At 64.5% G+C, this 21,971-nt stretch carries 29 protein-coding genes and 1 riboswitch; of the genes, 18 read left to right on the top strand and 11 right to left on the bottom strand.

Going from position 1 to position 21,971, the window contains the following annotated elements:
• Positions 1-19 precede the first annotated feature (19 nt).
• The gene (locus tag ACU4IU_RS01570) at positions 20-601 is read right to left on the bottom strand and encodes a hypothetical protein (RefSeq protein ID WP_139466852.1); all 582 of its coding nucleotides are present in this window, start codon (positions 599-601) and stop codon (positions 20-22) included.
• Positions 602-689: 88 nt separating this feature from the next.
• Between ACU4IU_RS01570 and ACU4IU_RS01565 the strand changes: the two genes are divergently transcribed.
• The gene (locus ACU4IU_RS01565; RefSeq protein WP_139466853.1) at positions 690-1,376 is read left to right on the top strand and encodes an SDR family oxidoreductase; all 687 of its coding nucleotides are present in this window, start codon (positions 690-692) and stop codon (positions 1,374-1,376) included.
• A 114-nt stretch (positions 1,377-1,490) separates the two neighbouring features.
• Here the strand turns inward: ACU4IU_RS01565 and ACU4IU_RS01560 are convergent, their stop codons facing one another.
• Positions 1,491-2,129, bottom strand: coding sequence for a dihydrofolate reductase family protein (locus ACU4IU_RS01560; protein ID WP_139466854.1), 639 nt, complete (start codon positions 2,127-2,129; stop codon positions 1,491-1,493).
• Positions 2,130-2,249: 120 nt separating this feature from the next.
• Between ACU4IU_RS01560 and ACU4IU_RS01555 the strand changes: the two genes are divergently transcribed.
• Complete coding sequence (locus tag ACU4IU_RS01555) at positions 2,250-2,741, top strand: winged helix-turn-helix transcriptional regulator (protein WP_446655714.1); 492 nt, start codon at positions 2,250-2,252, stop codon at positions 2,739-2,741.
• A gap of 11 nt (positions 2,742-2,752) precedes the next feature.
• Here the strand turns inward: ACU4IU_RS01555 and ACU4IU_RS01550 are convergent, their stop codons facing one another.
• A complete protein-coding gene (locus ACU4IU_RS01550) occupies positions 2,753-3,613 on the bottom strand; it encodes a sigma-70 family RNA polymerase sigma factor (RefSeq protein WP_446657568.1) in 861 nt (286 codons plus the stop codon).
• A gap of 77 nt (positions 3,614-3,690) precedes the next feature.
• Here ACU4IU_RS01550 and ACU4IU_RS01545 point away from each other — a divergent pair, with 77 nt between their 5' ends.
• The 3 genes from ACU4IU_RS01545 (at position 3,691) to ACU4IU_RS01535 (ending at position 4,979) form a co-directional block, all read left to right on the top strand.
• Positions 3,691-4,080: a DoxX family protein gene (locus tag ACU4IU_RS01545; protein WP_218973594.1), complete on the top strand. Its 390-nt coding sequence runs from the start codon at positions 3,691-3,693 to the stop codon at positions 4,078-4,080.
• A gap of 103 nt (positions 4,081-4,183) precedes the next feature.
• The gene (locus ACU4IU_RS01540) at positions 4,184-4,516 is read left to right on the top strand and encodes a VOC family protein (protein ID WP_139466856.1); all 333 of its coding nucleotides are present in this window, start codon (positions 4,184-4,186) and stop codon (positions 4,514-4,516) included.
• A complete protein-coding gene (locus ACU4IU_RS01535; protein ID WP_446655713.1) occupies positions 4,509-4,979 on the top strand; it encodes an SRPBCC domain-containing protein in 471 nt (156 codons plus the stop codon). The genes ACU4IU_RS01540 and ACU4IU_RS01535 overlap by 8 nt, the downstream gene beginning before the upstream one ends.
• Here ACU4IU_RS01535 and ACU4IU_RS01530 read toward each other — a convergent pair.
• On the bottom strand, positions 4,969-5,871 hold the full coding sequence (locus ACU4IU_RS01530; protein WP_446655712.1) for a carbohydrate kinase family protein: 903 nt from the start codon (positions 5,869-5,871) through the stop codon (positions 4,969-4,971). The genes ACU4IU_RS01535 and ACU4IU_RS01530 overlap by 11 nt on opposite strands.
• A gap of 119 nt (positions 5,872-5,990) precedes the next feature.
• Between ACU4IU_RS01530 and ACU4IU_RS01525 the strand changes: the two genes are divergently transcribed.
• The 5 genes from ACU4IU_RS01525 to ACU4IU_RS01505 are packed head-to-tail and all read left to right on the top strand — an operon-like array spanning position 5,991 to position 10,756.
• Positions 5,991-6,449: a DUF2695 domain-containing protein gene (locus ACU4IU_RS01525; RefSeq protein WP_446655711.1), complete on the top strand. Its 459-nt coding sequence runs from the start codon at positions 5,991-5,993 to the stop codon at positions 6,447-6,449.
• 27 nt (positions 6,450-6,476) lie between these two features.
• Positions 6,477-7,637, top strand: a complete 1,161-nt coding sequence (locus ACU4IU_RS01520; RefSeq protein WP_446655710.1) for a nucleoside hydrolase — start codon at positions 6,477-6,479, stop codon at positions 7,635-7,637.
• The gene (locus ACU4IU_RS01515; RefSeq protein ID WP_139466861.1) at positions 7,634-8,512 is read left to right on the top strand and encodes a histidine kinase; all 879 of its coding nucleotides are present in this window, start codon (positions 7,634-7,636) and stop codon (positions 8,510-8,512) included. Before ACU4IU_RS01520 ends, ACU4IU_RS01515 begins: the two co-directional genes overlap by 4 nt.
• Positions 8,509-9,348, top strand: a complete 840-nt coding sequence (locus ACU4IU_RS01510) for an energy-coupling factor transporter transmembrane component T family protein (protein WP_446655709.1) — start codon at positions 8,509-8,511, stop codon at positions 9,346-9,348. Before ACU4IU_RS01515 ends, ACU4IU_RS01510 begins: the two co-directional genes overlap by 4 nt.
• A gap of 1 nt (position 9,349) precedes the next feature.
• Entirely contained in the window at positions 9,350-10,756 is a 1,407-nt protein-coding gene (locus ACU4IU_RS01505; RefSeq protein ID WP_139907527.1) for an ATP-binding cassette domain-containing protein, read from the top strand.
• 39 nt (positions 10,757-10,795) lie between these two features.
• Here ACU4IU_RS01505 and ACU4IU_RS01500 read toward each other — a convergent pair whose 3' ends face one another.
• A complete protein-coding gene (locus ACU4IU_RS01500; protein ID WP_173153605.1) occupies positions 10,796-11,086 on the bottom strand; it encodes a YrhK family protein in 291 nt (96 codons plus the stop codon).
• A gap of 110 nt (positions 11,087-11,196) precedes the next feature.
• Between ACU4IU_RS01500 and ACU4IU_RS01495 the strand changes: the two genes are divergently transcribed.
• The 5 genes from ACU4IU_RS01495 to ACU4IU_RS01475 all read left to right on the top strand — a co-directional run bounded on the left by ACU4IU_RS01495 (position 11,197) and on the right by ACU4IU_RS01475 (position 14,320).
• A complete protein-coding gene (locus tag ACU4IU_RS01495; protein WP_446655708.1) occupies positions 11,197-11,838 on the top strand; it encodes a hypothetical protein in 642 nt (213 codons plus the stop codon).
• Positions 11,839-11,898: 60 nt separating this feature from the next.
• On the top strand, positions 11,899-12,471 hold the full coding sequence (locus ACU4IU_RS01490; protein ID WP_446655707.1) for a DinB family protein: 573 nt from the start codon (positions 11,899-11,901) through the stop codon (positions 12,469-12,471).
• A 13-nt stretch (positions 12,472-12,484) separates the two neighbouring features.
• The gene (locus ACU4IU_RS01485) at positions 12,485-12,946 is read left to right on the top strand and encodes a VOC family protein (RefSeq protein WP_139466867.1); all 462 of its coding nucleotides are present in this window, start codon (positions 12,485-12,487) and stop codon (positions 12,944-12,946) included.
• Positions 12,947-13,026: 80 nt separating this feature from the next.
• The gene (locus ACU4IU_RS01480) at positions 13,027-13,707 is read left to right on the top strand and encodes a PepSY domain-containing protein (protein ID WP_248283828.1); all 681 of its coding nucleotides are present in this window, start codon (positions 13,027-13,029) and stop codon (positions 13,705-13,707) included.
• Positions 13,700-14,320: a thymidine kinase gene (locus ACU4IU_RS01475; RefSeq protein ID WP_446655706.1), complete on the top strand. Its 621-nt coding sequence runs from the start codon at positions 13,700-13,702 to the stop codon at positions 14,318-14,320. Before ACU4IU_RS01480 ends, ACU4IU_RS01475 begins: the two co-directional genes overlap by 8 nt.
• A 24-nt stretch (positions 14,321-14,344) precedes the next feature.
• Here the strand turns inward: ACU4IU_RS01475 and ACU4IU_RS01470 are convergent, their stop codons facing one another.
• Positions 14,345-14,989, bottom strand: a complete 645-nt coding sequence (locus ACU4IU_RS01470) for a mismatch-specific DNA-glycosylase (protein WP_446655705.1) — start codon at positions 14,987-14,989, stop codon at positions 14,345-14,347.
• Between the two features lie 23 nt (positions 14,990-15,012).
• Here ACU4IU_RS01470 and ACU4IU_RS01465 point away from each other — a divergent pair, with 23 nt between their 5' ends.
• Entirely contained in the window at positions 15,013-15,528 is a 516-nt protein-coding gene (locus ACU4IU_RS01465; protein ID WP_259356673.1) for an SRPBCC family protein, read from the top strand.
• Here the strand turns inward: ACU4IU_RS01465 and moeB are convergent.
• From moeB to thiO, 4 genes are all read right to left on the bottom strand, one after another.
• Positions 15,499-16,779: a molybdopterin-synthase adenylyltransferase MoeB gene (moeB, locus tag ACU4IU_RS01460; RefSeq protein ID WP_446655704.1), complete on the bottom strand. Its 1,281-nt coding sequence runs from the start codon at positions 16,777-16,779 to the stop codon at positions 15,499-15,501. The genes ACU4IU_RS01465 and moeB overlap by 30 nt on opposite strands.
• Positions 16,776-17,543, bottom strand: a complete 768-nt coding sequence (locus ACU4IU_RS01455; RefSeq protein ID WP_139907529.1) for a thiazole synthase — start codon at positions 17,541-17,543, stop codon at positions 16,776-16,778. The genes moeB and ACU4IU_RS01455 overlap by 4 nt, the downstream gene beginning before the upstream one ends.
• A gap of 1 nt (position 17,544) precedes the next feature.
• Positions 17,545-17,802: a sulfur carrier protein ThiS gene (gene thiS, locus ACU4IU_RS01450; RefSeq protein ID WP_259356676.1), complete on the bottom strand. Its 258-nt coding sequence runs from the start codon at positions 17,800-17,802 to the stop codon at positions 17,545-17,547.
• A complete protein-coding gene (gene thiO, locus ACU4IU_RS01445) occupies positions 17,799-18,956 on the bottom strand; it encodes a glycine oxidase ThiO (RefSeq protein WP_446655703.1) in 1,158 nt (385 codons plus the stop codon). Before thiO ends, thiS begins: the two co-directional genes overlap by 4 nt.
• Positions 18,946-19,049: riboswitch (TPP riboswitch) on the bottom strand. It overlaps the preceding gene by 11 nt.
• Positions 19,050-19,060: 11 nt before the next feature.
• Here thiO and thiE point away from each other — a divergent pair.
• Complete coding sequence (thiE, locus tag ACU4IU_RS01440; RefSeq protein WP_446655702.1) at positions 19,061-19,744, top strand: thiamine phosphate synthase; 684 nt, start codon at positions 19,061-19,063, stop codon at positions 19,742-19,744.
• Positions 19,741-20,706 carry a ketopantoate reductase family protein gene (locus ACU4IU_RS01435; RefSeq protein ID WP_139907532.1) on the top strand — a complete coding sequence of 322 codons (966 nt, stop codon included), beginning with the start codon at positions 19,741-19,743 and terminating at the stop codon, positions 20,704-20,706. Before thiE ends, ACU4IU_RS01435 begins: the two co-directional genes overlap by 4 nt.
• On the opposite strand, the gene ACU4IU_RS01430 is transcribed toward ACU4IU_RS01435, so the two are convergent.
• The gene (locus tag ACU4IU_RS01430) at positions 20,660-21,883 is read right to left on the bottom strand and encodes a DedA family protein (RefSeq protein ID WP_446655701.1); all 1,224 of its coding nucleotides are present in this window, start codon (positions 21,881-21,883) and stop codon (positions 20,660-20,662) included. The two genes, ACU4IU_RS01435 and ACU4IU_RS01430, sit on opposite strands and share 47 nt — an antisense overlap.
• Positions 21,884-21,971: the final 88 nt, after the last annotated feature.

The following is a 21,971-nucleotide window of genomic DNA, read 5'->3' as shown; positions in this document are numbered from 1 at the left end:
GGCACGAGGATGTGTGGGCCTATCGGTGTCCATGGACGTGTGGTGAGAAACGGGCATGAGCGGCCCTGAGGACCGGGTAGAGTCGGCGATGTGAGAGGACGAATCCGCTTCTGACGAGCACGCGCGGATTGCGCCCGCGTCCGATGAGTCGGCGGGTTGCCTCTTCGGTGAGCATATAAGCGAGCACCTTCGGGCCCGGAGACACCGCCGATTCGAAGACCACTGACTCGATATCGTGCCATGGCAGCAGAGTCCCGGGCAGAACCTCACCGCGCCGGGCCGACGCGACGCCGGTGGGGGAGACGACGAGGGATTCGTGCCTGCGCAGCCGCACGAATACGCCGATCGGCGCGACGACGAGGCATCCGATGATGCCAGCGACAATTGCCCACATGCGCAGGTTCGCAACGATGACCCATGGGCTGCCTCCGTCACCGAGAGCTGCAGTGACAATGTAGACGAAGAAGGCGAGCAGGCCGATGCCGAGCGGGACCGCGATGGCCAAAGCAGTGAAGACGTTGCGTTTCGAGGAGGGGATGACGACCTGCTGTCCACGCTCGAGCCGGCGCACGACGTCGGCGGGGGAGAAGTCGTCGGTCATGGTCCTCAGAATACCGGCGGACTGGGAATAATCGCGCAAGTGGCATCGCTGTACCGAATGCCAAGCTTCACCGACAACGGAGGTAGATATGTCTGATTCAACTCGTGTCGTCATTCTCGGCGGCCATGGAAAGATCGCACTTCTGGCCGCGCCCAAGCTCAAGGCCGCAGGCTTCGCCGTCGATTCGGTGATCCGCAACCCCGACCAGTCATCAGATGTCGAAGCTGCTGAGGCCAACCCGGTCGTCCTCGACATCGAAACCGCCGACACTCAGGCGCTCGCCGATCTGTTCTCCGGAGCCCAGGCTGTCGTCTTCTCCGCAGGCGCCGGCGGCGGCAACCCGGCCCGGACCAAGGCCGTCGACCTCGAAGCAGCCAAGCGATCGATCGACGCCGCCGGGCAGGCGGGCGTCAAGCGCTTCGTCATGGTTTCCTATGCCAGTGCGAGCGTCGACCGTGATCGCGTCGACCCCGAGAGCTCGTTCTACCCCTACGTCGAGGCCAAGGCCGGTGCAGACGAGCACCTGCGCGCCAGCGACCTTGACTTCACGATTCTCGGACCCGGCGGTCTGACCCTCGAGCCCTCCAGCGGCAAGGTCCTCATCGCCGATGCGGCCGGCGATCTCGACGGTGAACGCCCGGCAGACGAGGTGCGGGTGACCTCCCGCGAACTCGTCGCCGAGGTCATCACACACGTCATCGCCGAATCTGCAGCTGTGCGTGAGACTGTGAACTTCTACGACGGGCAGACCCCCATCGCCGAGGCGATCAACTGACCTGACAATCCATGCGGGCGCTGTCCCGTCCCTACCCGATGGCCTGTGGTCTCCGAACCGAGACCACAGGCCATCGGGCGTTCCGACGAGTCCGGTTCGAGTCGCCGCTGAGATTCAGCCTCGTCTGTTCCACAATTGATGGGTCAGACCGCTGGCCGTGGTGAGACTCTCGATCGTGAAGTCCTTCTCCAACCCCTCGAGTCCTTCCCAGAGCCAGACCCCGCGGCCGAGGGTGACCGGGACGATGACGAGGTGCATGAAGTCGACGAGGCCGTCCGCAAGGAACTGTCTGACCATCGAAGGACCGCCGCCGATGCGGACATTGCCGCCGTCAGCGGCAGAGGTCGCCTCGGCGAGTGCCTCCGCGGGAGACGCGTCGATGAAGTGGAAACTCGTGCCGTTGTCGAACTCCATCGGCTCCCGTGGATGATGAGTGAGAACGAAGCACGGGGTCTTGAACGGCGGCTCCTCACCCCACCAGCCACGCCAGCCGTCGTCGGGCCACGGCCCCGTCTGGGGACCGAACTTCTTCCGGCCCATGATCTCGGCTCCGATGCCCTGCCCCCACATGGCGAACAGAGCGCGGTCTGCGGTCACCGGGGCGTCGACCTTGTCCACGCCCTCGATGCCGCGGCCGTCGAAGTAGGAGAACAGTGCTTGGGCTTCGCCGATCGGCTGATCGAAGGTGACGAACTCGCCGGCAGCGAATCCGTCGAGGGAGACGAAGAGGTTGTTGACACACGCTTTGGCCATGTGCACTCCAATGTGATGGTTCGGCTGATGTCTTCAGTCCGACGGATGGCGTGGGTTCCGGGGAAGTGGACCCAGTGTAAGATTAAGTAGTTTCAGAATGCAATCACTGGAGGTGGGGCGATGCCTGCACAGCCGCGTTCAGGATGTGCGATCAATGCCGCCGTCGAGGTCCTCGGCGACAACTGGTCGCTCATCGTCCTGCGGGACATCATCTTCGGCAATCGTCGGCACTTCCGCGAGCTGCTCACCCACAATGATGAGGGCATAGCCTCGAACATGCTCGCCAGTCGTCTGAGGAAGCTCATCGACGAAGGTCTGCTGACAAAAGCGGAAGCCGCACGCGGGCAGCGAGCCCAGTACACCCTCACCGAGGCTGGAATCCAGACTCTGCCGGTCATGGTCGCCCTCGGAACGTGGGGAATGACCCACCGGGAGACCTCGCCGGAGCTGACGATCCGAGCCAGAATCATGGCCGATGACTCCCGACTCGTCGCAGGTCTCGTGGATGAGCTTCGGGAGACCCACCTCGGGGTGCCGCGCCCGAATCCTGACGAACCGCGTTCCTCGGAGCGACTGCAGGCCGCCTACGAGGCCGAGATCTCGGGAAGCTGATTCGGGTGGGCCTACTGCCCGGGCAGTCTCAGTCGCTCCAGCAGCTTCCTTGAGGTGATCGAGACGATGCCGACCAATCTGCTGTCTGCCACGGTGCATGCCATGAGTCCCAAACGGTGACCGCTTGCGGTCAGAACGAGCAGACCCGGCTCGCCGTTGACGTTGACCTTTCGAACTTCGATCCTGTCCGGATCGCCGCGCCGAATCGCTGCGAGCACCTCGTTCGCACCCATCCGGACCATGTGGCCGCGGGCGTTGCTGCGGTGCCACGTCAGTCCCGGGTCGAGAAAGTGCAGCAGAGCGTCGAAGTCTCCAAGCCGTGCGGCAGTGAGGAATGCGTCGACGACAGCACGGCGCTGTGAAAGTTCTCCGGACGGTGGTGGTGTGTCCTTGACCTTGCGCCGGGCCCGACTGGCGGCCATCTTCGCGGCGGCTTCCGAGGATCCGATGACGGCCGCGATTTCGGCAAAGGGCACTGAGAACATGTCGTGGAGGACGAACGCGACTCGCTCCTCCGGGCGCAGCGAGTCGAGCACGATGAGCATGGCCGGTCCGAGCGAATCCGACAAAGTTGCATTCTGCTCAGGCGTCGGGTCATCCTCGTCGACGATTGCTTCGCTGAGCCAGGCGTCAAGCGACGATTCTCCCCGAGTGGTGCGTCGGCGGAGCGCATCGAGGCAGATGCGTCCGATGACCCGGGTCAGCCACCCGCCGAGATTGTCGATGGACTCCGGGCCGTTCCGCTCCCAGCGGAGCCACGTCTCCTGAACGGCATCCTCGGCGTCCGAGTGCGAGCCGAGCACTCTCGTGGCCAACGCAGTGAGGCGAGGGCGATGAGCTTCGAACTCTGAGGTCGAAGATGACTGCGCGATGGCTGTTACCTTTCCTGGCGGCGATGCGTCATCAGAGTGAGAGTCCGACCGGGCTCTTTCGGCAAAGGAGAATTGCAATGATGGACATCGTACTATGGGTCGTCGCCGCCGCAATGGCAGTGGCTTTCGGCATCGGCGGAGCCTCGCAGGTGATCCTGTCCAAGGAGAAGTATCGGGCGCTGGCTCACAGTCAGCACTGGGTGGACGATTTCAGTCCGGGGCATATCAAAGCCATCGGAACAATCAAGCTCCTCGGCGTGATCGGACTGATCGTGCCGCCGCTGGTGGGGGTCCTTCCGGTTCTCTCGCCGATCGCGGCGTGTGGACTCATGCTGGTGATGGCTGGGGCGGCGACAACCCGATTTCGACGCAGCGAATGGGGCCTGATGGCGGGGGACACCGCATACCTGCTGGTATTTGCGTTCCTCGCATGGGGCCGGTTTGCGTTGGCCCCGTTCGGGGGCTGAGCTGAGCGTCGCTCTTGTTCCCGGGGCCGATGTGTGCTTCCATGGAATAAGTGATTGCAGAATGCAATCACTCAATCTCAAGACTGATCCCGAAGGAGCGATCATGATCACCGGACTCATGGCCAATATCGTTGTCACCAGCGAGAAGGAAGCGACCGAATGGTATTCCCGACTCTTCGAAAGACAGCCGGATGACAAGCCGATGGCGGGGCTGGCCCAATGGCTCTTCGACGAGAGGTTCGGAATCCAGATCTGGGAGGACCCGCAGCGAGCCGGACGCTCCAACGTGGTTCTCGACGTGGACGACCTCGACACGATGGCCGAGCATCTGCGAGCGGCCGGAATCGACCATGACGAACCGTCCCCAGGCGGCGGACAGCGCATCCTGCCGGTCACCGACCCGGACGGAAACCAGGTGGTGTTCTTCGGTGAGTGAGGCAGCATCCGACCAGGGCGCGCCAGTGACCGCGACGATCAGCCTCGGCGCTGATTTCGAGCATCCGGTCTCAAAGGTCTGGAACGCCTTCGCCGATTCGGATCAGCGCGTGCAGTGGGGAGTTCCCGAGGGGGAGGAGATGGTCTGCGACATCGACGAATTCCGTCCGGGCGGAGCGATCCGGGCCCGCTGTGGGTCACCGGGAGAACTCGAGTTCGTCTCCACCGGGCAGTACTGCTCATTTGCGCCGGGACGTCACATCGTCACAACGGAGACTCTCACCAAAGACGATGAGATACTATCGACGGCCATCATCACCTGGACCCTGACCGCTATCCCGACAGGCACCCGGGTCGAGCTCGTCGACCAGGTCGTGTCCTTCGTCGGTCGGGGAATGATCGACGGACACCGCAACGGCCATGACATCTGCCTGCGACAGCTCGGCGACTTCCTCAGTTCGTGAGATCCACGGCCCACGGCAGATCCGCACCCTCACGGCTGACCGTGATCGCCGCAAGCGCCGATGCGCGATCTCCCAGGGCTGTGAGTTCTGCCGTGCTGAGATCGGACACAGCGTTCTCCTGAGCATGCAGGTCGTGGATGAGTGAGACCATGAATGTATCCCCGGCCCCGATCGTGTCTTTGACTTCCACCTTCCTTGAGGTCACCGATGCCCGCGCCGAGGCGGTCGCCACGATCGCACCCTCACCACCGCGAGTCATGGCGACCAGATTCGCCCCGAGGCTGAGAAGACGGTCGACCTGTGCGGACTCGTCGAGATCGGGATAGAGCCAGTTCGCATCGACGTCGCTGAGTTTGAGAACGTCGACTCGACGAGCCAACTCCTCGAAACGCGGCAGCGCATCTTCGCGGGAGCCGATGATCGACGGTCGGATATTCGGATCGAAGGAGATGAGCGGACGAGGATGCGTACCGAAAGCCCCGGTCGCAGAGGCGAGAACATCATCGGTGACTGCGGAGCCAGGCGAAAGGAATGCCGCAATCGAGCCGAAATGCACAACGGAGCGAGGTGCGTCCGTGAGCAGGGAAGAGTCAGGGTCCCACCGCAGGTGGAACTCGTACTCGGCGGAGCCGTCATCGGCGAGGCGAGCCAGCGCCGTCGACGTGGCGCCACGTGGTGAAGCGAGCACAGTGACATGAGACTCCTGAAGATGAGCGAGAAGGAACCCGCCGTGGAAATCATCACCGACATCGGTGAGGAACTCGACCTCGACGCCGAGGCGGCCCAGCCCGAGAGCGACATTGGCTGGAGCTCCACCCGGTGCATATCGGTCTGGACTCCCGGGCGTGCTGACGATGTCGATGAGGGCCTCACCGATGACGAGAATGCTCATGGGTCCGATTCTAAGGTGAAAAGTCTTCTCCAGTTGCGACTTGCATAAATAGGACGGAAATCGATGAACGATATTAATTCGCCTCATGTCATGTCAGTGCCGTCTGGGACTGTGTGGCCATGGACAAGAACACCATTGACAACGACGTCAGAACGATCATCGACGAGGAGACCGCCCGAGTCTTCGCTCCGCGCCCCGGCGAATGCCTGGCCTGCTACGTGTTCCGACAACTCGGCGAATTCGGCTGCAACGGCACCCACCGGTTCGCGGAAGGCTTCCGCGACCGTACGGCTCCACGCGCCACGGCTCTGCTCGCGCGGCTGAGCAGCATGGGTGCCTGCTGCTGTGACTGTGAAATGTTCCTCAACGCCTTCACCTTCGCGGCCAAACCGTGGATCACCAGCATGCCGTTCGGTGAAGTCATCGGCACTCCCTTCGGCAGTGAGGAAGCCATCGATATGAGAGAAAGGTTCGGAATTGACGAACCTCTCTCGACGAAGCTCTACCTCTGCTGCCGACTGGTGAGACGGGGATCCACCCAAGCCTGCGGAAACTGGGCCCGCATCCGACGGTGGTGACACAGCCGGGTCCGGCAGAATAGAACCATGCCTGCCACTCTGCCGCTCTTCCTCGACTGCGACCCCGGAATCGACGATGCTATTGCACTGGCCTACCTGTGTTGCCAAGACGACGTCGACGTTGTCGGCATCGCCGCATCCGGAGGCAACGTCGCCGCCGCACAAGTCGTCGAGAATACCCGCGGATGGCTGTCGTTGGCCGGACGCAGCGACATTCCCGTCCACGCCGGCCACAGTCTTCCGCTGGCACGGCAGGCACTGCAGATGGATCCGCAGGCAGCGGAGACGGCAATGGGCGAAGACCTGGAATATGCCGACCTCACCCATGGCGAGACCGGGCGGGGATATGCGCGGCTGCCGACCCCGAGCACGCCGGTGAGTTCGGTGACGGCGGCTCAGGCCTGGGTCGATGCTGCCCACGCCCATCCCGGACAGCTCCTCGGTGTCGTCATCGGTCCAGCCACGAATCTTGCCCTGGCCCTCGAAATCGACCCGGATCTGCCGAGTCTGTTCAAACGTCTCTTCATCATGGGAGGAGCGTTCAACTACCGGGGCAACACCCACCCGACGACGGAATGGAATGTCACCTTCGACCCTGAGTCCACCGCCCAGGTGCTTGCCGCTTTCGACCGCACCAGACAGGAGGAGAGGCTGGCCCACCTTCCGGTCATCGCCCCGATCGAAGCGACCGAAGCCGTTGAGATGACACCCGAGCGTCTCGCCACCATCCTCGACGGATCCTCTGCCGGTGGTGCCGATGACCGCTGGCAATCAGTACTCGCACAACTGGCCGAGGCGCTTCGGTTCTACTTCGAATTCCACGAAACCGACGGGCTCGGCTACCTCGCCCACATCCACGACCCGTTCGTCCTCGCCTGCGCTCTGTCCTGGGCTCGGCAAGACACCACAACGTCGACCGGAACAGAGCTCGAGGGATCGGACTCCGACTCCCGGGAGCCGTCCGCCCCGGTGCCCGTGAGGGGAAGTGCGGGGGACCTGCCATGGGCGTCGACGCTGTGGGCACCTGTCGATGTCGAACTCACGGGTACACTCACACGAGGCGAAACCGTCGCCGACTGGCTGGGGCGGTGGGGCCGCCCCGTGAACGCAGAGATCATCCGCGCCATCGACGCTCCTGCCTTCCTCGACCACCTGAGCGCCACCCTGATGAAAGGACCACCCGCATGACCGCACACTCCAGACAGTCTGGGCAGGGGCCGACCACCACGGTCGGTCCCGGACAAAACCGCAACCGCACTCTTCCCCTCATCCTCACACTGCTCGGCACCCTCATCGTCATCGGCACCTACGTCGCCGTACTCCTCACCCAACCTGCCAACCTCGGCGTTGACCTCGGATACACCACTCTGTGGGTCATGCTCGGCTATCTCGGCGGAGGAGTTCTGCTCGCCGCAGGCACTCTCCCGCTCATTCCCCGCAGCGTTCTCGCGCTCATCCCGGTCGCCATCGCCCTCAACGTCGTCATCGGGCAGATCATCGGCAACTACACGCCCGTGCCCCTCTACCTCGACTCCATCGGAACCGTGCTCATCGGCGTCCTGGCAGGCCCCGCAGCAGGTGCCTTCACGGGAATCATCTCGAACCTCATCTGGGGCGTGACCCTGAGCCCCAGCGTCATCGCCTTCAGCTCCGGGGCCGCCTTCATCGGCGCCGCCGCCGGCTGGGCAGCAAGGCTCGGAGTCTTCCGCACACCCTGGACCGCGATCATCGTCGGCGCCGTCGCCGGTGTTCCCGCCGGCGCCATCGGAGCACCCGTCGCCGCTTATGTCTTCGGCGGCGGGCTGGGGGCCGGCACCGGGGGAGTCGTCGCGATCCTCCAAGCGACGGGCCTCGAGATGTTCAATGCCACCTTCGCTCAGAGCATGGTCTCCGACATCGTCGACAAGGCGCTCATCTTCGCCCTCGCCTATGTCGTCATCCAGTCGCTGCCCAAACGCATCGTCGGTCGCTACGAGTTCGCCGCTCATAGTCGCCCCCGGGCGAAGAAGTCCGACGGCCCCGATCTGACCAAACAGGCCGAATCGGCACAGCCGGCGGAATGAGTCACGCCTCTTCCGACACGCACGCCGCCGTTGACGCGGCTGAGGCTCACCGCCCGAAGCGTCGTCTGCACCCTGCCACGGAATTGATCATCCTTGCCTGCAGCCTGCTGCTCGTCTTCGGAATCCCCTCTCCGATCGTGCCTGTCATCATCCTGACCGGCACGGTCGTGACCGCGACAGTCTCACCCGCCGTGCGACTGCGGGCATGGGCGATGACAGTAGGTCTCCTGTGCCTGCCGACTCTGGTTGTGCTGATCGTCGTGCAGGGGCTGTTCTACCCCGGAACCGATGTGCATGTGCTCTGGCAGGTCGGACCCGCTCGCCTCAGCGTCGAAGGACTGAGCATCGCCGTTCAGATCTGGCTGCGGGTGAGCGCCCTGATCGGGCTGTGCGCGATGTTCGGTCTGGGTGCCGACTCCGCTCGCCTCTTCGACGGTCTGCGTCGACTTCGTCTGCCCTCGGCAGTCGCCTATATGTGCGCCTCTGCCATCGGTCTCATCCCAATGATCGGCGCACGCACCCGACACATCATCGAAGCCAGACAGGCCCGCGGCTGGGCCACCGACTCCTGGCGGGTGCGCATCCGACTGCTGCCGGGAATCGTCACAGGACTCGTCACCGCGATCCTGCTGACCGTCGACCAACGTCACGACGTGCTCGAATCCAGCGGACTCAATTCGAACGCGACCGCGACTGCGCTCCAGGACCACACGGACGGGACAGGGCAGAGCCTCCTGCGGATCCTGACTCCGCTCGTGAGCATCGGACTCATCGTCGCCTCGGTGACGGGATCCCTCCCGCTGCCGGGCGCCGCGCAGCTGATCGGCGGTGCCTGAGATGACCGTTTCGATCACGGACGCGTGGTTCACCTATCGTGGAGAGGACACTGCCGCGCTGAGCGGAATCACTTTCGACGTTGTCAGCGGCACCATGACCGCAGTGCTCGGACCGCTCGGATCGGGAACGTCGACTCTCTGCCGCCTGTTCGCCGGACAGCTCGTCTCTCGGGGAGCCCTGACCGGCACCATCGACCGGAACGGAACCGTGGCGCTGCTCGGCGATGACCCGGAAGCGCAACTGAGCGGAATGACCAGCCACGTCGGTGACGAGTCCCAGCTGGCGTGTCGACTGTACGGGCATGATCCGGCCGATGCCCACCGCCGAGCCCGGAACCTGCTCGAGCTCCTCGGCATCGGAGACCTATGGAACCGACGGCTGGACACGCTCTCCGGAGGGCAGAGGCAACTGGTCGCGGTGGCACGGATCCTCGCACCCGGGCCCGACCTGCTCGTTCTCGACCAACCAGCACAGTCCTTGGATCCGCAGATGCGTGTGCGCCTGGTGACAGTGCTGCAGGAATTCTGTGATCGGGGAGGGGCTGTGCTCATCACCGGTCATCAGACTGACGAACTGACCCGGATCTGCGAAGAGGTCCGCTTCCTTGACGCCGGTCGGCTGCAGACGGCGACTCCCACGGTTCGATCCGTCGGAATCTGGGACAGCCGCCCGAACGATGATGCGACTCTCTCGACGATGCTGAGGTCACAGGCAGATCCGCTGCTCACCGTTCGCGACCTCACCGTGGATCGGGGGAGCAGCCGAATCCTCGACGGCCTCGACCTCGATCTGCGGCCCGGCGAACTCACCTCAGTCACCGGTGCCAACGGGGCCGGCAAGTCCACGCTTCTGCGGGCCCTCCTCGGCCTGCTCGACCGGTCGGCGTCCGTGACGGGCACGATCACAGTCAGCCGCCTCGGCGAGATGATCCGATTGGACACCCTGCCCGCCCACGCGCGCAGTGCTCACCTCGGATGGGTGGGACAGGATGCAGGACTGCAGCTCTCCGCAGCCACAGTGGCACGCGAACTGCTTCACGCCGCTCCGCTGCCGCCGCATCGACGGCGAGACCGAAAGCGAGTGCGCGACCATCGCCTGGCAGCCGCAGACAGCGTCCTCGCCGAGGCGGACCTGACCGAGGTCGCCGACGACCATCCCTTCGACCTCGATGTGGCCAGGCGCAAAGACATCGTCATCGCCTCGGCTCTGATGACCGAGACCACGGTGCTGCTGCTTGACGAACCGACGATCGGGCGCGACCTCGCGGCAATGACCCGACTGAACGCGATTATCGAGTCGTTCCTCAACAGTGGAGGCGCTGTCCTGGCAACAACACACGACCAGCGCTGGGCGAACGAGTTCGCGCACCGCAGACTGCGGCTTATCGACGGGCGAGCCCGGTCATGATGGAATGGCGGGCGGATATTTGAGAGCGGATGACAGCGGTCAGTAGTCGAAGGAATCGTCTCCGGCGGCTGCGGGGCTGCGCAGCCTCTGCAGGTGCAGATGCCTGATGAGGCGGATGACCGGGCGAATGAGCATCTCGACACTGCCGATGACGAACAGCCAGGTTCCCGAATAGGTCAGTGATTCGGAGAAGAACATGAAGCTGCCGATGAGGAACCACAGGCCGATGAGCACATCATTGGCGATGCTGATCACCTGGTAGCGCTGCCGGACGACGAGTTCCTCCCGCCCGATCCGCAGATGAAGATCCGGATTGTGCTCGGTCAACACTCTCTCCTTTCCCGCTGAATCTGTTTCACAGCGAGCCTACCGCCGCCGCCCGGGCACGGACTCCGACCGGCGCCGAATCTCGTGTCAGGGGCTGCGCCTACCGTGAGAACATGGATCAGAAGTCGAAACCATTCGATTCCCACGTTGCCGAGTTGCTCGACCGTCACTTGCCGATGTCATGGGATGAGTTGCTCGCCGCTGTTCGTCGGTCCCCGCAGCTCTCCGCCGTCGAAGCGGCCCGCGGTGCGAAGCAGAGGCCCGATCGCACGACCGACGGTCTCAGGTCTCTGCCCGCGGCGAGCCCACCCACCTGGGATGGACTGCACGCAGTCATCAATACGCTGCACCGGAAGAACCTGCTGCCGGACTACCTTCCGCACACACGCAGCCCCTCCGTCATGCTCATCCATCTCCTCAGCGAACTCGCGCTCAGCCTCTCCGACCACCGCAGGCCAGGGCGCGACCTCGGTGCGGCGTCGGTCGAGCCGAAGGCTGAGGGAGTCCAGGCGCGGTTCGAAACCGAATGCATCATCTGGCTCATCACCGGGCGACTCGGTGTGAGGGCCGCCGCGACCGGATCACTCAAGGGCTACCTCAAATACGGAGAGCTCATGCCCGAGTTCTCCCGGGACCGGGTGCTGCAGACCGTCGACACGATCGAGGGACTCTTCGGAGGTGCGCTCGCCTTCGGGATCATGATCCGAGAGGAGATGCCGAGCCTGTTCGAACTAGATGACAGCTTGGCTGTCTGAACCCTGGCAAAGCGCCTTCGACCCTGGTGCTCAGCCGTCCACCGGAGCAGAATGACCATCATGTCCACCTCACCACAGCGCTGGAGCATTGCCACCGTCTACCCCGATTTGTGGGTCGATCCCGACGACGACCCCCGCAGCTCCGACAGACACAGTCCCGACGGAGAACTCGCCACACTGCTGAGCTACCTGCGCGACTACCGGCTGACCCTGGATCTGAAATGCCAGGGACTCACGCTTGAGCAGATGATGAAGCTCTCCGTCCCACCGTCGACGATGTCGCTGTTCGGGTTGGTCCGTCACATGACCGAAGTGGAGCGAGACTGGAGGAATTGGATCACCGACGGCGAACCCGAACCCCCGATCTATGGGAGCTTGGATGACGCATTCGACCTCAGTGATGTTCCGTCTCACCCCGAGGAAACCGTCCTCACCGATGCCTTCGCCCGACTGGAACAGGAGCAGGCCGCCACCGACGCCGAAGTCAGCAGACACGACGACCTCGGCACACACGTGGGCCGAGAAGACATCGCGGTTCGGGAATTCTTAGTCCACCGCATCGAAGAATATGCCCGCCACTGTGGTCACGCTGACCTGCTGCGTGAATGCATCGACGGCAGAACCGGACAATAGGGAGCCACCGACCATGAGCCGAACAATCCAGGTGACCGTCGACTGCCACGACCCCGAAAGGCTCGCCCGCTTCTGGGCCGAAGCACTCGGCTACATCATTCCAGGACCTCCGGGGGTGCGACTCGGTGCTGACGACGACCCCCTCGTCGCTTGGAAGGAATTCATCGCCGGACTCGGCATCGAACTCGGTCCCGAGAACATGCGTGCCGCCATCGAAGACCCTGAACAGGTCGGTCCTCGGGTCTTCTTCCAAACGGTGCCCGAGCCCAAAACGGTGAAGAACCGCGTGCACCTCGACGTCCGTGCCGCTCCGGGACTCGACGGCGATGAGCGGATGGATGCACTCGAAGCAGAATGCACCCGACTCACGGGACTCGGAGGCACTCGGTTGCGCCGAGTCGATCCGGACCCGCCGTTGGAACACGGCTTCATCGTCATGGCCGATCCCGAAGGCAACGAATTCTGCCTTGACTGACCAGCAGTCTCGAACCCCTTCAGATGAGATTGTTCTCAGAAACGACTTGTGAAAGGTGTTCGCTTGCTAGCGTGGCAGCCATGAAGACGAATCGCATGGCAATGAGTACAGTGGCCGGACTTGCAGCACTCACTCTCGGCCTGGCCGGGTGTGGCGGAAGTGACTCCGGAAACGGAGGCGATGAGGCGCAGGACTCGTCCGCGGCAAGCGAATCGGCCGAGGCCAGCCCTGCCGGAGGCGAGGATCAGAGCGACGATGGCCAAAACGATGACGGCGATGAAACCAGGCCGGCGGAGGAATCGTCCGGGAAAGGCCTGAGCGCCGGTGCCGACCTGAGCAAAGAATCGCCGGCCATCAGTGCCGAAGACGCGATCAAGACTGCCGAGGAGGAAGTCGGGAACGGAATCGTTCATGGCATCGAGCTCGACTGGGACGACAAAGACGAGGCCTGGCAGTACGAGGTGTCCATCCTCGACGGAAACACCGACCATGACGTCGAGATCGACGCGGAGACCGGGAAGATCGCCGAACACGAGCAGGACTCGACCGATGACAAAGAGAAGGCCATCGACCTCAACGATCCGATGGCCTTCGACGACGCTCTCAAACTTGCCCAGAAGAAAGCCGACGGAAAGCTCGTGAGCTGGAAACTCGAATTCGACGACGGCAAGCAGGAGTACCAGTTCGATTTCGAGAAGGGCAGCGGAGACGTGGAAGTCACCGTTGACACCGACTCCAAGAGAGTCAGCGTCGATGACTGACACCGGTCGTCTCACGGTCATCGCCGGACCTATGTTCTCCGGAAAATCCGAAGAGCTTATGCGCAGGGTCCGGCGGGCTACGATTGCCGGAATCGATGTCCTCGTCGTGTCCCACTCGCTCGACACCCGATCGGACATCTCCACGATCACCTCGCACACCGGGGTGAATATCCCCGCAGTGCCGCTCGGAGACGTCGCGTCCCTTGCAGGGGCGGCCCTACAGAAGGACTATGACCTCATCGCCATCGATGAGGCGCAGTTCTTCGGCCCGGAGCTCGTCCCCGCCGTCGAGGACCTCCTCAGCCGTGGACTCGACGTCATCGTCGAAGGACTGTGCGTGACCTTCGACGGGCAGCCGTTCGAACCGCTGCCCAGCTTCATGGCCGTGGCCGAAGACGTCCTCCGACTCACCGCAGTGTGCACAGTCTGTGGGAAGGACGCTGTGTTCCACCAACGCTTGGAGCAGGCAGAGAGCCCGAACGGACCAGACGCAGCACGGACAGTTCAGCCACCCGAGGCGACTCTGGCCGCGACTGAGATCGACGCCAGCCACATCGGTGGCTTGGATACCTATGTCGCTCGCTGTCGGCAGCACTTCACCGGGGCCGAGTAGCTTGACCGGATCTGTCCAACGGTCCTAGCCGTCGATGCTGTCCCAGACCTCTCGCCAGATCCGCGCGAGGTCTGGGATCTGATAGTGGGCGTTGAGGCCGCTCGGCTGCGGAACCACATGCAGCGCCACATCAGCCGGCCACCCGTCGATCAGCGTCGTATCCTGTCGACCGAGCCGAGCTTTCGGCACCTGAAAGCCGGTGCGGAACGCTGTGATCCCGGCGATCGCGACCGCCCGGGGTCGGATATCGGCAAGACGCTCGATGAGGTGAGCCGCACCTTCACGCAGCTCCTGCCGGGAGAGTTCGTCGGCGCGGACAGTGGCTCGCCCCACGAGGTTGGTCAGACCGATTCCACGACTGAGCAGCTGCAGTTCATCCGCAGACTCCAGCCCACACGAGGCATCGACTTGGTGATCGGTGAGACCCGCCTGATGCAGAGATGGCCAGAAACGGTTGCCGGGACGTGCGAACGGCGCATTCACCGCTGCCGTCCACAGCCCCGGGTTGATGCCGACGATGAGCATCTTCAGCCCGGTGGAATCGCTCGGCAGAATATCGTCGATCGCATCCGGATCGTCCGTGGCGAAAGCCGCGAGATCGTCCTTGGTCGGTTTGCGACCGCCCAGAGGGGATGGCCGTCGATTGCTGACGAAGTTGTCCTCACTCACATCTTTCACACTACCGTCGTACCATGAGCCACGATCATGTGACCCCACAGCCCGGAGAGTCCGCACCCTTCCATTTCAACGACCGCTGGATCACCTACGCCGGAATCGAATCGGTGTGGGCGGTTCTGGAACAGGTCGACGAGTGGCCTGGGTGGTGGCCGGGACTGACAGCAGCCGAAAGGGTCGGGGCCGCACAGGCTGACGTTGATGCCGCCGATCTGCCGGTGACCCCAGGCAGCCGAGCCCGCCTTCTGGTCCACGCACCGGTCGGGTGGTCTCTGCGGTTCTCCATCGAAGTCGAGGAGGTCGACGCACCCCATCACATCCGGTTCCGGGCGAGTGGTGATCTGCGCGGCGAAGGCCGATGGACTCTGACGACCTCCGAGGGGGTGACGACAATCGATTCTCTGTGGTGTGTGACGACGAGCAGAACGATCATCAGAGCGATGCGACCGCTGTCCGGACTCATGCATGGGGCAGTGATGAGAGCCGGCGAACGGGGACTGCGATCACGACTGGCCGACCGGCCCGGCTCCTGAGCGAACCGGTACCCAGGTCCTCGAATCTGCCGGTCGCTGGTCCCTCTGGTCTGCCGAGGCCCGAGCGGCGGCCTCCCACGCCTCGATGCCCCCGGCAAGCGAGCGCAGACGTACTCCGGTCGGGACCGATCGGGACAGAATCTGGGCGGCCTCGGCCGATCGGGCCCCGGACTTGCAGTGGAAGACGATATCGACCGGTGCCTCAGCCCGGCCGGAGGCACCGAGCAACGACTCAAGCGCCTGCCACCCGCCGTCTCGGAGGGCGCCGAGCGGCAGATGCATCGAGCCGGGGATGGCCGCCAGCTCACGTTCCCAGTCCTCCCGCACATCGACGACGAACACATCGTCTTCGACGGACAGGAATTCGGCGACGTCGATCTCATCCGCCGCAGGCTCTGCCACGCCGCCGCCGTCGAGGTCCACAGCACAGGCGGCAGCCACCTCGGTGAGGTCGGTGACCGGGGGACGGTCGGGATCGAGGGAGAACCGCAGGGTCGAGTACTCCCCGGTCAGCGCCTCATAGCGCAGCAGCCGACCGATGAATGGGGCACCGATGCCGCAGATGAGCTTGATCGCCTCGGTTGCCATCGCCGAGCCCACGGTTCCGCACAGCACACCGAGGACTCCGCCCTCGGCGCAGTTGGGCACCGAATCGGGTTCCGGGATATCCGGGAACAGATCGCGCAGCATCGGCCCGTGACCGGGAACGAACGTGCTCACCTGACCGGCGAAGCGGAAGATCGTGCCCCACACCAACGGGGTGCCGGTGAGTTCGGCGGCATCATTGGATAAGTACCGAGTGGCGAAGTTGTCCGCCCCGTCAACGACGACATCGTGTTCAGCGAAGAGACCGAGCACATTCTCCGGGCTCAGCCGTTCCGCGATCGTGCGAACCTCGACGTTCGGATCGAGCCGGTGCACGGCATCGGCGGCAGAGGAGACCTTCGGTCGGCCCACATCCGCATTCCGGTGGATGATCTGGCGCTGCAGGTTCGAGGCCTCCACCACGTCATCGTCGATGATCGTGATCGACCCGACTCCTGCGGCCGCGAGATAGTTGAGGACTGGAGCCCCGAGCCCGCCGGCGCCGATGACCAGCACCGAGGCGGCCCGCAGACGCCGTTGTCCCTCGAGTCCGAATCCCGGCAGGCTCAGGTGCCGGGAGTAGCGTTCCAGCTCCGTCCGGGACAGAGACTCCACGGGGTCGACGAGAGGAGGCAGCGACGGAGGAGTGGCGGCAACGGTGGTCATCGTGCTGCGACCATTCCATCGAACGGCGATGATGCCAATGCCAACGGTCGTTTGGGAATCCTCCCGGCTCCGGCCGCCAGATGCCCGGCCTCGACGGCCAAAGCCATCGCCCGGGCCATGGCGTGAGCATCGTGGGCGCGGGTGACCGCCGAGGCCAGCAGCACCGCGGTGCACCCGAGCTCCATCGCCAGAGCGGCATCGGAGGCGGTGCCGACACCGGCGTCGAGGATGACGGGCACCTGTGCACGGGAGACGATGGTCTCGATGTTGTGAGGGTTGAGGATGCCCAGCCCACTGCCGATCGGAGCACCGGCCGGCATCACCACAGCTACACCAGCGTCCTCCAGACGCTTCGCCAGGGCCGGATCGTCGTTCGTGTAGGCGAAGACCGTGAACCCATCGAGGACGAGCTCCTCGGCTGCGGCGAAGAGCTCGATGGGATCCGGCAGCAGGGTGTCCTCATCGGCGATGACCTCGAGCTTCACCCAATTCGTCTCCAGCGCCTCTCGGGCCAGTCGGGCGGTGAGCACGGCGTCTCGGGCCGTATAGCAGCCGGCGGTGTTCGGCAGCACCCGAATACCCAGACGCTGGAGCATGGTGAACACTGAGTCGCGGGACTCGGCGTCGAAACGGCGCATCGCCACAGTGGTCAGCTCGGTTCCCGAAGCCACGAGTGCGTCTTCGAGAATGCTCAGGGAACTCGCCCCTCCCGTGCCCATCACGAGGCGAGACGACATCTCCACATCATCGATCGTCCAGGTCATCTCAACCTCCCTGCACAGCGGTGACGATGTCGACGGTGTGCCCGTCGGCCAGGGTGCAATCGGACCAGGCACCGCGACGGATGACTTCACCGTCGACGGCCAGGGCGATGCCCAGGCGGCCACCGTCGGCTGGTGTCCCATCGGGGTTCAGCTCCCGTCCGGTGACGTCGGCGATGAGGTCGAGCGCCGAGGTGGCACCCGGCAGCTCATGGCGAGCGCCGTTGAGGACGATGGTCGGCGAGTGGTCGTGGTCGGTCATGAGATGCTCCTCATCGGGTAGGCACTGGTGTGGTCTGTGGTGAAGCGGTGTGGGGACACGGACTCGAGCGTCCCGTCAGGAGGCCAGTCGGAGGCGACGCCCAGGGCGAGCTCGGCACCGAGCCTGCCGCCGAACGGGGCCAAGAGGATGCCGTGGCGGAAATACCCGGTGCTCACGATGCAGCCGGGATCGATGCGGCCGATCATCGGCAGGTCGTCCGGAGAACCGGGCCGGGCACGGGTGGTGATATCGGTGATCTCCGCGTCGAGGATGCCCGGGACCAGTCGCTGCCCGTCGGCGAGCAGCCGGTGAATCGCCCCGGCCGGGGTGCCGGAGAGTCCGTCCTCACGCGAACTGGCACCGAGCACGATCTCGCCGTCCGGGCGAGGAACCAGGTAGACGGGGCGACCATTGACCAGCCCGCGGATGGTGCGGCTCAGCAGCGGAGTCGCCTTCGCGGAGGCGCGCAGTCGCAGAACATCACCCCAGACCTCACGCAGAGGCAGCTGCGGGGCACCGACGATCGCGGACACAGCGCTGCCGGCGCAGATGATCACCTGATCGGCCTCCAGTCGACGGCCGTCGCCCAGAGCGACTCCCACAGTCGTATCGCCGTCCTTGATCAGTTTTACCGCCCGCTGCCGAACGAAGCGCGCTGAGTCAGCGGACAGGACAGTCAGCAGTGCGGCAGTGATCCGACGGGGGTCGATCGAGTGATCGCCTGGAATGTGCACGGCCCCGGCCACGGCAGGCGACAACGACGGCTCAATCCGGCGGGCAGCACTGCCCGTGATGAGGTCGGTGGCGAAACCGGATCGCGATTGTGCATCGCGCAGCTCCCGCAGAGCCTGCAGGTCCGCTCGGTCACCGGCGCACACCAATGTTCCGGCATCCGAGAAACCGAGATCGCTGCCGGCAGCGATCGTCACCTCGGCGGAGAACTGAGGATACATCCGCGCGGAGGCCCGCATCAGCGGATACAGGGGAGTCTGCCCCCAGACCACCTCGGCGGCGGGGGCGAGCATCCCTGCGGCAGCATGGCTCGCACCCTGGGCGGGCGCAGGATCGATGATGGTGACTTCGGCACCGAGTCGGCGCAGATACCAGGCCGTGGACAGGCCGATGATCCCGGCGCCGACGACAATGACTCTCACAGCTTCTCCCTCCGGCGGCATGATCCGCATCAGGTCTGACGGTCGGCTCTTACGCCCTCTCAGCCTCGTTGGGAGGCTCCCGCGAACTCCTCTACTCTATGACCATGACCACACAGATGCCACCGCGCACCGCAGCGCGGCAGACGAAGAGAGCCTGGAGAGAGGCCCGACTGGCAGAGGCGAAGCTCTACCTGTGCACCGATGCCCGGACCGTTCAAGGTGACCTCGCCGAGTTCCTCGATGCCGCCTACCGTGGGGGTGTCGACATCATCCAACTGAGGGACAAGAGCCTCGAGGCTCGCGCCGAGATCGCGGCCTTGGAGGTCCTCAAGGATGCTGCCACTCGTCACGACAAGCTCTTCTCCGTCAATGACCGTGCCGACGTCGCGCTCCTCACCGACGCCGACGTCTTCCACGTCGGTCAAGGCGACCTCACCAGTGCTCAGGCCAGGGCTGTGCTCGGACCCGATGTCATCCTCGGCCGCTCGACCCATTCCCTCGAGCAGGCGCTCGCCGCCGAGGCGGACCCGGAGACCGACTATTTCTGTGTCGGGCCGGTCTGGGAGACCCCGACGAAGCCAGGCCGCGCCTCTGTGGGGACGGCGCTGCTGACCGCCACCGCCGCCGAGGCGGCCAAACCGTGGTTCGCGATCGGCGGTATCGCGACCGGGGAGAGGCTGGACGCGATCCGGCAGGCGGGCGCGAGGCGTACCGTCGTCGTCCGTGCGATAGCCTCGGCTGAGGATCCCGCTGCGGCCGCGCGGGAGCTCAAGGAGGAGTTGGAATGACCCAAGCAGCTGACAGAGCATCCGACGGAATCGGTGCTGGCGCTGACCTGTCGATTCTCATCGCCGGGGCGGGGGCGACCGGCGGAGCGTTCGGCACCTATCTGCAGGAGGCCGGACGCGATGTCACTTTCCTGCTCCGGCAGGCACGGGCGGAGACGGTCCGCGCGGAGGGACTGCGCTTCACTGCACCCGGTGATGATCGGACGAATCAGGTCGATGTCATCACCGCTGAGGAACTCACAGCCGCATCACGAACCTTCGACCTCGTCATCGTCGCGGTCAAAGCGGGTGGACTCGACTCGGTCATCGCCGATATCGGACCGGCTGTGGGCGAGCAGACGACGATCATTCCGTTCCTCAACGGCATGGCTCAGATCGAGAAGCTGCAGAGCAGATACCCCGGACAGGTGCTCGGAGGGTTCGTCAAGATCGTCGGCACCATCAGGGACGGAGCCGTCGTCCAGCTCACCGACCTGGCCGTGATGACCATCGGAGATCTCCACGGCGCCGAAGTGCCCACACGCATCTCCGAGGCGCTCGATGTGCCCGGATTCAAACTCCAGACCGTCGATGGAATCATCGACGGGCTGTGGGAGAAATGGATCTTCATCGCCGCGGCAGGAGTCGTCACCTGCCTGTTCCGCGCCCCGGTCGGAGCGATCATGGAAGCCGGCGGCAGATCGCACGTGTATGCCATCATCGATGAACTCGAAGCCGTGGCGGCTGCGGCAGGACACCCGGTGTCGGAAGCCTCCCACGCCATGACTATCAAGATGCTCACCGAGGACGGTTCCGCCTTCACCTCATCCCTCTACCGGGATGTGACGGCAGGGCTGCCGAGCGAAACGGAGCACATCCTCGGCGACCTGTCGATCAAGGCGGAGGATCTGGGAGTGGCGACTCCGCTGCTCGACCTCACACTTGTGCAGCTGCGGGCAGGGGAAGCCCAGAAGCGGCTCTGACTTCGGCAATGCCGGTGCGCAGCATCGCCAGATACGGCTCCTGCGGCTGAGCGTGTTCGACGTCTGACGAACGATGCGCGGCGGTGAACGTGACCATCGGGACACCGTCGACATCATCGAGGACGAGCAGCGTCTCGTACCCGCCCGGACCCAGAGAGTGGGAGCTGCCGGCTGCCAGATCGAAGACGAGGCGTTCCAGCGGACTGTCCGGTTCGGGCGGTCGGTGCATCTCCTGTGCCGCCACATCGGCGAACTGTTCGGCAGTGATGAGGTAGGCCTTGGCGGGGGTCGGTCCGGGGAGGAAATGATCGTAGAAGGCCATGCCGCCGCCCCACACCTTGGACTCGCCGGCGAAATAGATCGTTCCGGGCAGTTCGATCCCGGCTTCTGCGCGGGGCAGTGTTGCGTCCCTGGCACCTGGATAGGTGACCATCGCCCCGGGCGGTCGCCCGCCCTGCAGATAGCAGGCGAGCCGATCGCGAGCCATATTCGATCCGTAGCTGACGTACCACACATATGTTTGAGACATCCCTGCCATCGTGACATCTCGGTCTTGGAATTCGGTGAATCGGTGCCGAGTGTGTCCTCTGCGGCGCCGGCGTAGTCGGCGGATGAGTTCGGCGCTGCCGGTGATGGCCAGGGCGATGCCGATGCCCACGGCGACTCCGAGCAGCGGCCGGTCCTCGAAGATCATTCCCCCGATGAGTCCGATCGCCGTCGAATAGAGCGCCCAAGCGAGACTGCCGATCCCGTCCCAGAGGAGGAAAGTGCGGATCGGGAACCCGAGCAGACCGGAGCCGATGGTGGCCAGGCTGCGGCCCCCGGGAACGAATCGGCCGGCGATGAGCACGGTCCCGCCTCGGCGAGAGAAGACCGTGTGGGCGGAGTCGAGCAGGTTCGCGATGCGAGCCCACCGTCGCCATCGGCCGACCCCGGTCGCAGCGAATCGGCCGACGAGGTGAGCCGCCAGATCCCCGAGGAGAGCCCCTCCGGCAGCGGCGAGGATGAGTCCTGCCGGGTGAGGGTGCCCCGTCGCGGCGAAGGTCGCAGCGGTGATGAGTAGAGTCTCCGACGGCACAATCGGCATGAGCGAGTCCAGTGCCGCGGCCACGGCTATGAGCAGGTACACCCATGGAGATGTGAGGGTGGCAGTGAGCAGCTCGAGTGCGAGATCCATACTCATCCACGCTAGGCACAAGACGGCAGGGCCGGTACGCGGTCGGGCGCACAGTCAGTGCGGTCGAACAACAACCGCCATTGCGGAA

This window comes from Brevibacterium sp. CSND-B09, assembly GCF_052906525.1.
The sequence above is the reverse complement of the archived record's forward strand: the minus strand, read 5'-3'. Positions and strand labels throughout refer to the sequence as shown.